Source organism: Myroides sp. JBRI-B21084, assembly GCF_030545015.1.
Taxonomy (GTDB): domain Bacteria; phylum Bacteroidota; class Bacteroidia; order Flavobacteriales; family Flavobacteriaceae; genus Flavobacterium.
The window spans coordinates 117,704-132,249 of record NZ_CP120653.1; the positions used below are offsets into that span (position 1 = coordinate 117,704).

Annotated in this window: 15 protein-coding genes; all 15 read right to left on the reverse strand. The window is 30.7% G+C overall.

Translation table 11 applies throughout. The features are described 5' to 3' along the window. Positions 1-125: 125 nt before the first annotated feature. Positions 126-764, reverse strand: a complete 639-nt coding sequence (locus P3875_RS00565) for a hypothetical protein (protein WP_303444322.1) — start codon at positions 762-764, stop codon at positions 126-128. 15 nt (positions 765-779) lie between these two features. Further along, a complete protein-coding gene (locus tag P3875_RS00570) occupies positions 780-1,391 on the reverse strand; it encodes an ATPase (protein WP_303444323.1) in 612 nt (203 codons plus the stop codon). Positions 1,392-1,472: 81 nt separating this feature from the next. Next, positions 1,473-2,321, reverse strand: a complete 849-nt coding sequence (locus P3875_RS00575) for a transcriptional regulator (RefSeq protein WP_303444324.1) — start codon at positions 2,319-2,321, stop codon at positions 1,473-1,475. A gap of 64 nt (positions 2,322-2,385) precedes the next feature. After that, on the reverse strand, positions 2,386-2,673 hold the full coding sequence (locus P3875_RS00580; RefSeq protein ID WP_303444325.1) for a helix-turn-helix domain-containing protein: 288 nt from the start codon (positions 2,671-2,673) through the stop codon (positions 2,386-2,388). A gap of 89 nt (positions 2,674-2,762) precedes the next feature. Continuing rightward, entirely contained in the window at positions 2,763-3,611 is an 849-nt protein-coding gene (locus P3875_RS00585; RefSeq protein ID WP_303444326.1) for an RteC domain-containing protein, read from the reverse strand. 19 nt (positions 3,612-3,630) lie between these two features. Then, entirely contained in the window at positions 3,631-5,355 is a 1,725-nt protein-coding gene (locus P3875_RS00590) for an ATP-binding protein (RefSeq protein ID WP_303444327.1), read from the reverse strand. Positions 5,356-5,373: 18 nt separating this feature from the next. After that, positions 5,374-6,498 (reverse strand): sensor protein KdpD, encoded by a 1,125-nt coding sequence (locus P3875_RS00595; protein WP_303444328.1) that lies wholly within the window; start codon positions 6,496-6,498, stop codon positions 5,374-5,376. Between the two features lie 69 nt (positions 6,499-6,567). Continuing rightward, positions 6,568-7,659 (reverse strand): porin, encoded by a 1,092-nt coding sequence (locus P3875_RS00600; protein ID WP_303444329.1) that lies wholly within the window; start codon positions 7,657-7,659, stop codon positions 6,568-6,570. Positions 7,660-7,687: 28 nt separating this feature from the next. Next, the gene (locus P3875_RS00605; protein WP_303444330.1) at positions 7,688-8,248 is read right to left on the reverse strand and encodes a K(+)-transporting ATPase subunit C; all 561 of its coding nucleotides are present in this window, start codon (positions 8,246-8,248) and stop codon (positions 7,688-7,690) included. An 11-nt stretch (positions 8,249-8,259) separates the two neighbouring features. Then, a complete protein-coding gene (kdpB, locus tag P3875_RS00610) occupies positions 8,260-10,296 on the reverse strand; it encodes a potassium-transporting ATPase subunit KdpB (protein ID WP_303444331.1) in 2,037 nt (678 codons plus the stop codon). 19 nt (positions 10,297-10,315) lie between these two features. Beyond that, positions 10,316-12,016 (reverse strand): potassium-transporting ATPase subunit KdpA, encoded by a 1,701-nt coding sequence (kdpA, locus tag P3875_RS00615; RefSeq protein ID WP_303444332.1) that lies wholly within the window; start codon positions 12,014-12,016, stop codon positions 10,316-10,318. A 123-nt stretch (positions 12,017-12,139) separates the two neighbouring features. Further along, complete coding sequence (locus P3875_RS12135) at positions 12,140-12,217, reverse strand: potassium-transporting ATPase subunit F (RefSeq protein WP_442930323.1); 78 nt, start codon at positions 12,215-12,217, stop codon at positions 12,140-12,142. Between the two features lie 3 nt (positions 12,218-12,220). Continuing rightward, on the reverse strand, positions 12,221-12,580 hold the full coding sequence (locus P3875_RS00620) for a DUF7674 family protein (RefSeq protein ID WP_303444333.1): 360 nt from the start codon (positions 12,578-12,580) through the stop codon (positions 12,221-12,223). Between the two features lie 111 nt (positions 12,581-12,691). Beyond that, positions 12,692-12,982 carry a DUF7674 family protein gene (locus P3875_RS00625; protein WP_303444334.1) on the reverse strand — a complete coding sequence of 97 codons (291 nt, stop codon included), beginning with the start codon at positions 12,980-12,982 and terminating at the stop codon, positions 12,692-12,694. A 192-nt stretch (positions 12,983-13,174) separates the two neighbouring features. Further along, positions 13,175-14,515 carry a sigma-54-dependent transcriptional regulator gene (locus tag P3875_RS00630; RefSeq protein ID WP_303444335.1) on the reverse strand — a complete coding sequence of 447 codons (1,341 nt, stop codon included), beginning with the start codon at positions 14,513-14,515 and terminating at the stop codon, positions 13,175-13,177. Positions 14,516-14,546 lie beyond the last annotated feature (31 nt).

The following is a 14,546-nucleotide window of genomic DNA, read 5'->3' on the forward strand; positions in this document are numbered from 1 at the left end:
AAAACAATTGCTCAAAAATATAACAAAAAAATCAATAATAAATCACACTCTTTATCATAATTCAAACTCACACTTTGTTCAAATTAGGTTGAAGATGTAAAATAAAGACAATCCTGATTATTTAACTATGAAATATCTGTTTTGTTAATCGTATCGATATAAAACTGCAATTCATACAATTCGATTAATTCTTCATTATTATTCGAAAGTTGTGCTAATTGGACAAAGTTTATATTTTGATATAAAGACTTTTCACCCAATAGATCTTGAAGGATGATGTAGATTATTTGTTGCCATGTTTTTGTATTGCAATTGATGGTGTAGTGTTTTAGGTAAATGATTATATCAAGCTTTTTGATTTTAGCATCGTAGTTTAATGGTAGGAATTTGATTTCGCTTGTTTTAATTGTTATTTTTTGAAAAACGTAGGGTTCGTCTAAACCATTCATGATTTCGTCAATTTTGGCAGTAGGTTGAATGAATGCTGTAAATTTCCAATGTTTTAGTACTGGTGCATTATTAATTAATTCAATGACTTGATTGAAGTAATCCGGATTACCGTTTGCTGTAATGATTAATTCTGCTTTTTGGTTTTCTTTTTTTGGAAAGACTATCATAAAATCTAAATCTTTGGAGTAATAACCTAATTGTTTGGCTAACCAATAGCAGATTTGCTTTTGATTTATTAGTGTTTCGTTGTTGAGGTTTTTGATAGTTTGGTTGTTGTCCTGGAACCAATTCCAAAAGATGTTTATTTTTCTCATTGTTGTACTGTTTTGTTAGCGTTTGTCTAGTGAGGATTTATCAAAAGCGATGAGGTTGAGCATGGCTCGTAATCTTGAACGAACTCGGTTGCCGTACATGGTTTCGATTTCTGAAGCTGAAAGATTTGTAGTAATATGGGTTATGACTTTTTTTGAAATGAATAGATCATATCGTGATAGGATAATTTCTGCCATAACATTACATTCGTTGCCATAGTATTTTAAATTGCTTTCTACTCCTAAATCGTCAAAACAATAATTTTTACAATCTGTTTGGGAATAACTTCCACGACTATACTTGTGAATTATTTCGTAGCCTTCTTTAATGAATTCAAAACTTACATCTCGACAAGTTCGCATGTAGAATTTGTTTTCTTTTTGAGTGATGTATTTCATTATGGTCATTAAGGTTGTTTTACCTGAACCTACTGGTCCAGATAGTAGAATACCTTTTGACAAGTCTAAACCGAATTCAGCTGCCGTTAGTTCATCTTTTAAGAAATAGGCCACAAGCTTCTTAATATTCTGCATATCTTCTTCAATGAAATGGAAATTAGAACCGTAATCTTGTTTTGCTTTTTGTTCTAACCATGTTAGGATTTCTGGATAATTGTATTGTGAAGTCATAGTTAAAAGTTGACGGTTTACAGTTTACAGATGGTTTGTAATAAGAGTAGATCCTGAAACAAGTTCAGGATGACAAGGTTGTCACAATGGTTCTGCATAGTTTTTGTCTTCGGTAACTTGTAATTGTTTGGCTCGTGGTTGTTCTTTTATTTTTGGATTTTGTGGGAGATTGATTGTGAATTTGGCTGTGTTTAATATCCAATTACGAGCTGCTGCATGCCAGTCTATCATTTTGGTTTTTCCGCCAATAAGCCAACCGTTACTGGTGTAATAATTGTAAAATCGTTCAGCTTCAAATTCTGAGAATTCTTCTTGTTTGAAATAGTCTTTGACTTGTTCGATTGATGGAGTTGATTTTTCATTGCGAGACACTTCGAAAAGCTCAGTGTGACAATTGGTATTTTCTTTTTCTTTTTTTGCGGAACTTTTTTCTTTTCTCTGAATTTCTAAAAAATCTTCATCCTTTAAAATTTTGGAATTGCTATTTATAGATATGTTTTTATTGTTTTTAGATGTTTTCTTCTTATTATATATATTGGGTTCATTGACTTGTTCAGTAGCGTTACCATTAGCTTGGTTATTTATTGGTTGGGTTTGGTCAATAATTGAACTGGTTTGTGTTTTAAAAACAGCTTTTCTATCTGACAAATCGTGTAAAATCACTTCAGAACCTGAATAGGGATTATACGATGGTATGTACTCTATAAATCCTAAATTTTGCAGTTCTTTAATGCACTTATGATAGGTCGCTTTTGAAGCTATTCGGCTTGCTTTCATCATTTCATCTCTAGAGATGGCAATTGGGTTTTTGAACCGATTGACGTTCCAACTTTGAAATAAAGCGAGATACAGGCTTATATGTGTGGGGTATATGGTTTCTTCAGCTGCTATGCGAATGAAAAAACCTGTTAGGTGTTTGATGTAGTTCATTTACTAGTGATTAGTAATTAGTGAAAAGTGATTAGAAAAGATTGCTTCGTTCCTCGCAATGACTTTACTTGAACAGAGTAGGCAAAGCATTTACTTTGTTTCCATTTAATAATTTTTCAATATCAGTATTGTTGTAATACATGATGCCGCCTATTTTGGTATAGGAAAGTGTTCCGTTGATGCGGAGGTTTTGGAGTGTTCCTGGAGAGATGTTTAACAGTTTACGGACTTCATTGGATTTGAGCCACTGTTTTGTTTGTTGCGGTTTGGATTGAATGATTTCTTTTAAATCTTTCAAAAGAAGACTTCTGAATTCGTTTAAGTCTTCACGAGTAATAACTTCGATAGCCATAACGTATATTTTAGATTGTTATGGCACAAATTTGTGAAGTTTGGTTTGTTTTATTTCACAACGGAGTTCGTGTTGTGAACGATTTTTGTTTAAATGGCTTCATCTGATTTTTCCATACGTTTTAATAAAGCTTCATTTAAAGTAGTAATGAATTTTGATTTTTCGCTCTTTCTGGCTCTAATTTCAAGGAAAACACGACGGTATTGTCCTAAGTCGATATCAAAAGTATATTCAAAATAATTGGCAATATCTTTTAAATCAGCAGCACCATTATTAAAAACTCCTTCGGTATGCAAGGCATACATTAATTCAATTAACGCTACTTTTGAACCTGTCCACATCAATTTCATGTTGGGTTTGCGTTGTGATTTATCCCCAAGTTCTTTATTATCTATCATAATTAATTGGTCTTCGAGGTATAATTGTATTAAATCGTTAGCTAGAATTCTAGCCACTTTAAAATCATGAGAAGTTGAAAACGAACTATCGGTTTCAAAATAATAACTATCTAATGCCAATTTTATGTCGTACTTTCCTCTTAGGAAATATTTATAATCTAAATAAGAACTACCTGAACGATAATATTTGTAGAAATCTAATTCGTTGTCAAAATAAGCTTTTAACTTTTGTAGTTCATTATTGTAGTATTTTTTTAAAACTCGATTACCACCATTTGGTCTTTTCATTTCAATTTTATAAACCATATTGTAATAAATGAGTTTAGAAGTGAATTGAGGTTTGATATCTTTAAAAAAATGGATTTCCTCAGCATTAGATTTAAAACCTATTTTTGTAACAACCTTTTTTACATTTGCAATAGCTATTAATATTATTTCTATTGCTTTTTCCGATTTTGAAATAGGATTGTCAATTTCTAAATCTATGAAGTTTAGTTGTTCATATAAGTTAGCAATAAGTTGATTAACTTTTAAATTCATTTGTAATAGATACTTTCTATTAAACCGTAAACTTTACAATAAATGTACTTCCTAAACCTAATTCACTTTCAACCGAAATGGTGCCTCCCTGTGCTTCAATAAATTCTTTACTAATTGCTAGACCCAAACCAGTGCCTCCTTTTTTCGTGCCAGGAACTCTAAAATAACGATTAAAAACTTTTTCTTTATATTCATTTGGAATTCCTTGACCGCTATCTTGTACAGAAAAAATGATTTGATTGTTAGAAACAGCGATACTAATGTTAATTTTTGAATTTTCATATGAATACCGAATTGCATTTGAAATTAAATTTGTAACTACCCATACGGTTTTTTCTAAATCTGCTTCTATTTGAGGTAAATTATCAGCGTAATCTGTTACTAACTGAATGTTTTTTTGTTCCGCTTGAATTTTATTTGCATCTATTGCATAATTGACTATTTCTACTGGATTTATAAAACTTTTCTTTAATTGAATTTTACCACTTTCTAATTGCGTCATATTTAGCAATTCACCAGTAATTTTTAACAATCGTTTTGAATCATCATCTATACTATTTATCAGATGTAACTGTTCTTCATTTAGCATTCCTATTTGATTGTTTTTTAATAAATCTAAACTCATTTGAATTGAAGCAATAGGGGTTTTAAATTCATGAGAAACAGTAGCAATGAAATTTGTTTTTGCAAAATCTAATTCTTTGAATAGAGTTATGTTTTTAAGCATTATTACTTGTCCAATAAATTGTGATTTATTTTCTCCCGTGGGCGTAATGTTAATTTCTACAATTTCTTTTTCAAAATAGCTTTCTTTGTTATCCGCAAATATTTTAATGGTATTCTTATTCGTTTGATTCTTTTGCGGTAAAACTATATCTTGACATAAATCTCTAATTAAATCATTATAAATTGCTATATCCTGAATTGGTTTTCCTAATAAATTTTCGAGTTTTAATCCAGCTATTTTTAATGCTTCATTATTAGCAAATAACACAGTCTTGTTTTCATCTAATCCAATTACAGGATCGTGCATATTATTAATTAAAGCTTCTATTCTTTTTTTACTTTTAATAATCTTGTCTAATTTACTTTCAGAATACTCTTCTAGTTTTTCAGCCATTGTATTGAATGATTTAGCTAATTCACCAAACTCGTTGTTTTTTTCAAACTTAACACGTTCTTTATAATTTTGATTAGCAATTTGCTTAATACTTTCTGTTAATTCTTTTATTGGGTTTGCAATGTTTCCGGGTAGATTAATTAGTAATATAAATGCGGTTAAAAAACAAATAGCACCCATTATTGAAATTATCATAATTGCTGTTTCAGCAGTTTTATTTGCAGTATCACTTTTCCTTTCAATAGCCTTCATATTTAAACTCATGACTTCTGTAATATTTTTTCTAATTGATGACTTGAGTTTAGAATTTTTTGGGTTTGTTTTTAGTTCATAAAATTGAATGGTAATTTTATCGGTTAATTTTTTTTCGCCAATCTCTGTTATGTTTTCTTGCTGTTTAATTAGATTTTTTTCAAATTCTGAAAATGTATTATCTCCTTCGTTAATTAATTCAAGTGATGAAATCATATTTCTTGAATATTCAAGCGTGTTATAATTAGCCACTAAAATATTCTTTGTGTCATTCTTCAATTTATATATAAAAAAGATACTTATCACAGATAAAAGAAGTATAATCGTGAATAATAACCCAACACCAGAAATAAGTTTTGTTTTGATTTTCATTTCAATTGAATTTTAGAATTAAGATAAGATTATTAGATCAATACTATTTGTGGATAATTTTTTTAAAAGCGTATTAAATGTATTAGTAGAAAGAATGATTTTCCATAAATTAAAATGAGGTCTTCCTACACAAACAGTTGTAATTTTTCGTTCTTCTACTTGTTGCAAAATAGCACTGGTAATTGATTTGTCTTGAACTTTTATTATTTCAGCACCTAATTCAGTAGCTAGTTTAAAATGATTTATTAAATGACGTTGTTTGTCGAGAGGAATTTTATTCGCATCCTCAGCAGGTGTTTGAACATATAAAACATACCATTTGCTGTGATAATAATTAGCTAAACGTGCTGATTTTCTAATTACTGTTTTTGCCGTTTTTTCATTACTGCTTATACATGCTAGAAATCGTTCGTGTTTTATTGTATGCGGTTTAATGATTTCGGTTTCTACTTTTCTATTTACCTGCGAGGCAACTTCTCTTAATGCTAATTCTCTTAATTGTAGAATATTATCTTCCTGAAAGAAATTTGATAAAGCAGTAACGATCTTATCGGATGAATATATTTTTCCTTCTTTTAATCTTGTTATTAACTCGTCTGAGGTTAAATCAATATTTACAACTTCATCTGCTTGTGCTAAAACATTATCAGGAACTCTTTCTTTTACCTCTATGTTAGTAATGTTTTTAATTTCTTCATTTAAACTTTCTATATGTTGTATATTAATTGCAGAAATTACATTAATTCCAGCATCTAAAATTTCAAATACATCTTGCCATCTTTTTTCATTTTTACTGCCTTCAACATTTGTATGCGCTAATTCATCAACAATAACAACTTCTGGACGTAAGCTAATAATAGCTTGAACATCCATTTCTTCTAATTCTTTTCCTTTGTAGTAAATTTTTCTTCTAGGTATAATAGGTAAGCCTTCTAATAAATCATGTGTTTCTTTTCGGTTATGTGTTTCTATATAACCAATTTTAACATCAATACCACTTTTGAGTAGTGAATGTGCTTCTTGAAGCATACGATAGGATTTTCCCACTCCAGCACTCATTCCTATATATACTTTAAATTTTCCTCGTCTGGATTTTTTAATCAATTCTAAAAATTGTTCTGCAGATTTTTTTTGCTCTTCCATAGTTGATTATACCATAAAAGTACCTAAAAATTAATTTAGGTACTTATTTAATTTTATTTTAAAAAAATATTAAAACGAAACGGCTAAAGCTGTCACTGCAATAAAACTGTTTTGAGCAGTTGTTTCATTTTGATTTAAGAAGATAGCATCTTTACTATTCAGATTTTTTATTTCAGTACGCCAAACTAAATTAGGCAAAATTTTGTAATCTGAGTTTAGAGAGAATCCAAAAGTTTTAAAGCCATTTTCTGTATCAGTAGCAATAATTACACCTGCTTTATCTTGATAATATTCACCTCTAGCAGAAAAACTTAATTTGTCAGACACATTGTACTTAGCAATCAGAACAGGAGCATACCAAGTATTGTAATCACTACTTCCTTTTGTTTTCTGTTGAGCTCCAATATCAAACCCAGCAATTAAAGCAAAGTTGTCGTTACATTCAAATTGACCATATAAATTATGAAAATAGCGCATCAAACGATTTGCATCTGGCTGATCATTGCCAATAAATGAGCTACTGTTTAACGTAACTTTATCAGATGGTTTATACGTAAGTTGATGCCCAAAAGCAGGGGTTGTATTACCATCAATTCTTTGTATTCTTTGCCAACCATTTAAAACTAAAAATGCCATACTCCATTTTTCATTTGTTGTACTGTATGATAATTTTGCACCAGTTTCAAAATAAGGAGAATTATCGGCTAACATACTTCTGGTAAGGGTAAAACAATCTGCACCAATAGCACTTTCAAAACCAATATGCGAAGGCATGATTCCTGCATCTAGCCAAAGGTTGTGTTTTTGAGAAAGTTTTACACCTACATTAGCTTCAAAAATATTTTTTAGGACTCCTTCTTCTGCTGCATAATTTGCATTCATATAAGAACCAACACCAAAGGCAAGATTAGCTCTAAGCTTATCTTTCTCATAGTTTGCTTTAATTAAACCCAAATTTAAACTCACTTCATTATTTCTATTATGGCTGTAAACAAAATTTGGGCGTGTATTATTTAGTGGGCGATTTGCATCGTATTGGTAATATACTTCAGCATAACCACTTATTGTTAACGGTTTTTTTGTTTCTGTAACTTCTTCTTGTGCAGTTACATTTATGATGCTTCCAATTGCTAAAATTGAAGCTGTAAAAATTTTTTTCATTTTGTTTTTATAAAATTTAAAGGTTTATTTATTTTAAATTGTTTAATGCAATATTGAGTTTTAATACATTAATTTTTTCTGTTCCAAATAATCCGAAAAGAGGCTTTTCTATATTTTTTTCAACTAATTCGTTTAATCGTTCTTCCTCAATATTACGTACTTTGGCAATTCTTTTAATTTGGATTCTTGCCGCTTGCACAGAAATATGAGGGTCTAAACCACTACCGCTGGCAGTAACTATGTCAGAGGGAATGTCTGCTTTATCAATATCTGGATTATGTTTTAGAAAATGTTGAATACGCTCTTCTACTTCTTTTAAATAATCTGGGTTAGTAGGACCAAGGTTGCTTCCTCCAGAACCTGCAGCATCATAATCTACAGCTGATGGTCGAGACCAAAAATAGTTGTCTTGTGTGAAACTTTGTGCCACATTAACATGATATGTCTTGCCATTGTCTGAAATTGTGAATCCTTTTCCATTTCCAGGAGCCAATTGAGCAACTGCCCAAACGGCAAGGATGTAAATACCACAAAAGAAAACCAAACAAACCAGAGTTAATCGAATTGCTGGGATAATATTTTTTTTCATTGTTTTAAATTTTAAATGAATAATGTAACGATAAGGTCAATTAGTTTGATACCAATAAACGGAACTAACACACCTCCAAAACCGTAAATGAATAAATTTCTTCTCAATAATGCGCTAGCACCAATTGGTTTATAAGCAACCCCTTTTAATGCTAAAGGAATTAGTAATGGGATAACAATGGCATTAAAAATAACTGCTGATAATATAGCGCTTTCAGGACTATGAAGATTCATAATATTTAATCCTTGAAGAGCGGGAATTGCTGTAATAAACAAAGCAGGAATGATAGCAAAGTATTTCGCAACGTCATTTGCAATGCTAAATGTTGTTAAAGTTCCTCTTGTCATTAATAACTGCTTTCCAATTTCAACAACTTCAATAAGTTTTGTAGGATCATTGTCTAAATCAACCATATTTCCAGCTTCTTTTGCTGCTTGTGTTCCGCTATTCATTGCCACACCGACATCGGCTTGCGCTAGAGCTGGTGCATCATTGGTTCCATCACCCATCATGGCAACCAGTCTTCCTTCCGCTTGTTCTTTTTTGATGTAGTTCATTTTATCTTCGGGTTTAGCTTCTGCTATAAAATCATCAACACCTGCTTTTTCAGCAATAAATTTAGCAGTTAATGGGTTATCACCAGTTACCATAACTGTTTTAATCCCCATTTTTCGTAAACGTTCAAATCGTTCTTGTATACCAGGCTTTATAATATCTTGTAATTCTATAACTCCTAAAACATTTTCGTTTTCCGAAACAACCAATGGCGTTCCGCCATTATTTGAAATATCTTTTACTTTTTCGTCAATTTCTTTAGGGAAAACATTTCCAGTCTTTTCTACAATATTTTTAATAGCATCTGTAGCCCCTTTTCTAATGCGTGTATTATCATAATTTATTCCTGAACTTCTAGTTTCGGCAGAGAATTTTACAAATGTTGGGTTTTGGGGACGAAAATTTAATGCACTTTCTCCAGCTAACTCAATGATGGATTTACCTTCAGGTGTATCGTCGCTTAAAGAACTTAAAACAGCCGATCTCATTAATTGTTTTTCATCTATACCATTAGCAGGATAAAAATGCGTTGCTTTTCTGTTACCAATAGTGATAGTTCCTGTTTTATCTAGTAATAAAACATCTATATCTCCAGCTGTTTCTACAGCTTTTCCACTTTTTGTAATTACATTAGCTCGCAACGCCCTGTCCATTCCAGCAATACCAATGGCAGAAAGTAACCCTCCAATAGTTGTAGGGATAAGACATACAAACAAGGCTATAAAAGAAGCAATGGTTATAGGTGCATTAGCATAATCTGCAAAGGGTTTTAAGGTAACAGTAACAATGATAAAGACTAAAGTAAAACCCGCTAGTAAAATAGTTAATGCAATTTCATTAGGAGTTTTTTGTCGTGAAGCTCCTTCTACTAAAGCAATCATTTTATCTAAAAAACTTTCTCCAGGTTCGGTAGTAACTCTTACTTGGATTCTATCGGATAAAACTTTTGTACCTCCAGTTACTGAACTTTTATCTCCACCAGCTTCTCTAATAACAGGAGCAGATTCACCCGTTATAGCACTTTCATCAATTGTTGCAAGCCCTTCAACTATCTCCCCATCAGCAGGGATTATATCACCTGTTTCACAAAAAAACAAATCGCCTTTTTTCAATTCAGATGAAGATACTAATTGTATTTCATTTGAATACACTTTACCAATTTCGGCTATTTTTTTCGCAGGAGTTTCTTCTCTTGTTTTACGTAAACTATCAGCCTGTGCTTTTCCTCGTGCTTCTGCAATTGCTTCTGCAAAATTTGCAAAAAGTAAAGTAAGAAGTAGTATAAGGAAAACTGTAAAATTATACCCAAAACTTCCTTGAGATGTTTCTCCAGTTAAAGTCCATAAGGAAACCAACAGCATTATAAATGTTCCAATCTCTACCGTAAACATAATAGGATTTAGAAACATTATTTTAGGATTCAATTTCACAAAAGATTGTTTCAACGCTTGTTGTATCATATCTTTTTGAAACAATGATTGATTTTTATTCATTTCTAATTAGATTATTTAGTTATTTCATTGAAAAATATTCAGCAATAGGACCTAAAGTTAGAGCTGGAAAGAAAGATAAAGCCGCTACAATTGTTATGATAGCAAATGTTATTAATCCAAATGTGAACGTATCTGTTTTTAATGTCCCTGCACTCTCTGGAATATATTTTTTTTGAGCCAACATACCAGCAATGACTACTGGGCCTATAATAGGAAGGTATCTACAAATAAACATTGTTATACCACACATAATATTCCAGAAAGGAGTATTGTCGCCTAGTCCTTCAAAACCACTACCATTGTTTCCAGCTGAGGAGCACATTTCATAAAGCATTTCACTAAAGCCATGGTATCCAGGATTATTTAGCCAACCGGCATAAGCTTCGGGATTTCCAGCATATAAATGACTTGCTATTGCAGTTCCGCCTAATATCATTAATGGATGTAAAAGAGCTATAATCATAGCAATTTTCATTTCTTTAGCTTCAATTTTTTTACCAAGAAATTCAGGTGTTCTACCTACCATTAATCCACTTATGAAAACTGCCAATATTATGAAAATATAAAAGTTCAAAAATCCAACACCTACGCCTCCATAAAAACTGTTAATCATCATTCCTAGCATGGTGAACATTCCTGAAAGCGGTGTTAAGCTATCATGCATGGCATTAACAGAGCCATTACTAGTTACTGTAGTATTTACCGCCCAGTAGGCTGATGCTGCTGGACCAAAGCGAACTTCTTTCCCTTCCATGCTTCCTAGCGGTTGTTGGATACCCATAGTTTCAATAGCTGGATTTCCCTGCATTTCATAGAAAACAGTTGGTATAACTAAAGATAAAAAGCCAATGGTCATTACACCGTAAATTACCCATGCTAGTTTTTTTCGTTTTAAAACATATCCTAAAGCAAATACCATAGCAATTGGTATTAGAAAAATAAAAACAGTCTCTAAGATATTTGTAAAATAATTTGGATTTTCCATTGGGTTAGTGGAATTGGGCCCATAAAAACCACCTCCATTAGTACCTAATTGTTTTATAGAAATAAAAGCGGCGGCAGGACCTCTACTAATATTTTGTTCAGCCCCTTCCAATGTTGTAATGGTATCTTTTCCTTCAAACGTCATTGGGGTTCCGTTAAATACTAATAATATCGCTCCTATAAATGCAATAGGAAATAAAATACGAGTACTTGTACGAACAAAATAGCTATAAAAGTTACCTAAAGTTGTTGTTGTTCTTTCTTTCATTGCATTGAAAACAACGGCGCAAATAGCGATACCTGTTGCAGCACTTATAAATTGCCATAACATTAAAATTAATTGTCCTAAATAAGATAAGCCTGTTTCACCAGAATAATGTTGTAAGTTGGTGTTTGAAACAAAACTTGTTGCAGTATTAAAAGCCAAGTCAGGACTCATTGATGGATTTTGGTCTGGGTTTAATGGTAGCCAACTCATATTAGTTAATACTAACATTGAAACGATAAACCAAACGGCATTCACTGTCAACAAAGCTACTAAATGCTGTTTCCAGTTCATTTCTTTTTCTGGATTAATACCACTTAATTTAAAGAACAAGTTGTCTAGTGGATTAAAAATTTTATCAAGCCAAGTGTTTTCATAATTAAAAACCTTGCCTATATATCTTCCCAATGGTATAGCTAATAATACCACAATTATATACATAAGTATAATTCCTAAAATTTCTGTATTCATATTTTTTAATTAAATATTAGTATAAATAAGTAACCTAATAGTTTGATGAAACCCAAAATGAAAAGGAAGATTACACCAATTTTTGCTACACTTTTTATATCGTTTTTCATCACTAACTATTAGTTAAAATTTTTCTGGTTTAAAGAGTACATAGCCTATATAGACAAAAGCTCCAATTGCTACAATGAATAATGCTGTCATGGTTTAATTTTCTAAAATTGTTTTTATATATCCTTTTTTTAATTCCGAAGGGAATAGATGAATGTATTTTTTCAAGATAATTAGAGCTTCTTCTTCTGATAAAACTGTCAAAAACTCATTTTCTATAATATTACGTGTGTATTGATTGCCTCCTTGATATAAAAGGTTGATTATTTTGATGATTTCACGAGCGTTTTCTATTTCTTCAGTTATGCCAGAATTAATTTTCGTTACACATAGATTTGCTGTTTTATTTAGTATGATACAATCTGCAATATTGTTATCATACTTTTGTATCTCCTGTAACCATTTTTGTGATTCTGGGACCCATTGTTGAATTGAATTTAGAATTTTTGTTTTCATTTTAAATTTTTTCAAATAAATCGATAGACTTTAAAAAAAGTAAGAAACAGGCTATTCCTGTTGCGATTAAAATAACTGTGACCATTGTATTGAGCTTAAGTGTTTGTATAATTAAATTCCTGATGCGTAAATTTGTGAGTGGTATTCTTTTTTTAAGCAAATAGGTAACATTGTTAAATATGTTGATCCCCAACTGTAATTCATTTCTAATAATGATGTTAAAGGATAAATGAATTTATTAGCGATTAATGATTGAGAATAATCATTTCCTTTTTTGAAAAGTTTCTCTACTTTTTTATAGAGTATTTTAACTTTTGAGTTTTCTCCGTCTTGAATGGATTGAAGTGTTTCTAGTGTAATTTTTTCAATCTCTTGTTCTGAAATATCTATTTTTTTTGACATGTAAAATGGTATTTTATTAATTTATTTTGATTTCCAAAAGACCAATGTTGTGCCATAAAACAAAATACATATTTATGTTGCTGATTTTCAGAATATAACAATTTTTTACAATAGTTTTGTTTAAAAAAAAAGCCTATCAAAATGATAGGCTCGTTATCAAAATGATAGGCATTTAAAAGTGTACTTTAAAAATTAAGTAATTTTATATTCTTCTAATTTTCTATAAAGGGTTGCAATACCAATTTCTAATAATCTAGCTGCTTCTGCTTTATTACCATTAGTATGGTTCATTACTTTTTGAATATGTAGTTTTTCTACACTAGCCATAGAAAATGCAGAAAGTGATTTTGTAAATGTGTTATTCGAAGATATTATATCTAAAGGAAGGGTGGAAGTATCTAGAATATTATTGTCAGAAAGAATAACACTTCTTTCAATAATATTTTTTAATTCTCTAATATTACCTTTCCAAACATTGTTTTCTAAAGCATTTATATAATCTTCAGATAGTTGTATGTTTTGTTTGTTCATTTTTTGAGCAAAAAATGATGCAAAACTCGAAGCTAATATTTGTATATCTTTTTTACGTTCTTTTAAGGAAGGTAAATTTATTGTAAAAACAGACAATCTATAAAATAAATCACTTCGAAAGTTATGATTCAATATTTCTTCTTCTAGGTTTTTATTTGTTGCTGCAATAATACGAACATTAACTTTGACAGGCGTAGTATCTCCAACCTTTAAAAATTCGCCAGTTTCTAAAACTCTTAATAATTTTGCTTGTAATTCTAAAGCCATTTCTCCCAACTCATCAAGAAAAATGGTGCCATTATGTGCTTCTTCAAAAAGACCTTTAGTTTCTTTTACTGCTCCTGTAAATGCACCTGCTTTATGCCCAAAAAGTTCGCTTTCTAATATTTCTTTAGTAAATGCAGAACAGTTTATTGCAACAAATTTTTTATTATTTCTGTTACTAGCTTGATGGATTGCTTGAGCAAAAACTTCCTTTCCTGTACCTGTTTCTCCTAAAATTAAAACAGTAGTATCTGTTTTGGCTACTCGTTTTGCAAGTTCAATAGCATTGACTATTTGTTTTGATTTTCCTAAAATATTATCAAAAGAATATTTTTCTCCAACCTGTTTTTCTAATTGATGTACTCTTTTTGCTAACTCTACTTTTTCAATAGCCTTATAAATTAAGGGTAAAATCTTGTTATTATCGTCTCCCTTAGTGATATAATCAAAAGCTCCATTTTTAATAGCTTGCACTCCATCAGGGATATTGCCGTAAGCTGTAAGTAAAATTATTTCTAAAAGAGGATATTTCTCTTTGATATTTTTCGAAAGCTCAACTCCATTACCATCAGGTAGTTTTACATCACAAATAACGATATCAATTTCTGATTTTTCTAGTTTGCTAAATGCAGATTTACAATCATTTGCTTGAATAACTTCAAATCCTTCTAAACTAATAATTCTCGCTAGTAAAGTTCTAAGCTTTTCCTCGTCATCTATTATTAAAATCTTTTTCAAAACCCAATTTATTTTTGTTAAACAAAATTAG